Source organism: Microbacterium sp. H6 (assembly GCF_003314775.1).
In the GTDB taxonomy this organism is placed as follows: Bacteria; Actinomycetota; Actinomycetes; order Actinomycetales; family Microbacteriaceae; genus Microbacterium; species Microbacterium oxydans.
Genome location: NZ_QOAY01000259.1, coordinates 1 through 713 on the forward strand (window position 1 = coordinate 1; position 713 = coordinate 713).

General features: G+C 72.9%; 1 protein-coding gene. It reads left to right on the plus strand.

The annotated features are described in order from the left end of the window. Nucleotides 1–713: ATP-binding cassette domain-containing protein (locus DSP71_RS16655; RefSeq protein ID WP_113681637.1), on the plus strand; the 713-nt coding region annotated here is incomplete at both ends.

The window sequence follows — 713 nt, forward strand, 5'->3', positions numbered from 1 at the left end:
GACGTGCTCCCGGAGCGGATGCCCGAGGAGTTGCGTTCCGACGAGGGGGATGACGTGGAGTTCGCGCGCACTCCCGAGCTGCATCTGCGCGGCGTCAGGGCGACCTGGCCCGGCGGCACGCCCGCGCTGAAGGGAGTCGACCTCGACCTCCGCGCCGGTGAGCGCGTGCTGGTCGCGGGACCGAGTGGGGCGGGCAAGAGCTCGCTCGCGGCGACCCTGGTCGGCTTCCTGCGCGTGGAGGGCGAGTATCTGGTGGGTGGTCGCGACGCCGCAGAGCTCTCGGGCCCGGCGCTGCGACGCGTGATCGGACTGTGCGAGCAGAGCCCTCAGCTGTTCGACGAGGACATCCGCCAGAATCTGCTCTTCGCGCGCGACTCCGCCTCGGACGAGGAGCTGCTGGCGATGCTCGACCGGGTCGGACTCGGTCACTGGGTGCGGGAGCGCGGGGGCCTCGATGCGAGGGTGGGTGACCGCGGCGCGCTGGTGTCCGGCGGTCAGGCGCAGCGGATCTCGCTCGCCAGGGCGCTGCTGCGCGGCTTCCCCGTGCTGGTGCTCGACGAGCCGACGGCGGGCGTCGATCCTGAGGCATCGGATGCCCTGCTGCGCGATCTGCTGCTGGCCGCGGGGGAGCAGTCGGTGCTGCTGATCTCGCACGTGGCGCCGCCAGCGGGGACGGTCGACCGCGTGGTGCGGATCCACGACGGCCGCACGGT